The sequence below is a fragment of the Escherichia sp. AM3 genome, assembly GCF_032029835.1.
In the GTDB taxonomy this organism is placed as follows: domain Bacteria; phylum Pseudomonadota; class Gammaproteobacteria; order Enterobacterales; family Enterobacteriaceae; genus Escherichia; species Escherichia coli.
Window position 1 is genome coordinate 1 of sequence record NZ_JAVUPQ010001352.1, and the last position, 231, is coordinate 231.

At 51.5% G+C, this 231-nt stretch carries 1 pseudogene; it reads right to left on the reverse strand.

Features of this window, described 5'->3' with window-relative positions:
* Positions 1-231 (reverse strand): annotated as a pseudogene (locus tag RTW80_RS31020) (hypothetical protein); the annotation flags it as partial.

Sequence of the window (231 nt, forward strand, 5' to 3'; positions counted from 1 at the left end):
CCTTCTTCTTGTCCGGGAGCCAGTCATCGCCGCCAACTGGATTGAGTGGGCTTGTTTTACCCTCAACAGCCGTGTTGTCAGTGTCCTTCTCTTTTTTCAGACGAAACAGCGGACACCGTTCGTCATGCGGCCTTGTTGTCTTTACATGACGTAACTTGGCCGCGTTCACTTCACAATTAAATGGGCCTTCAGCTTCAGGGTCAGGGTCAACACAGTCGCACTTGATCCACA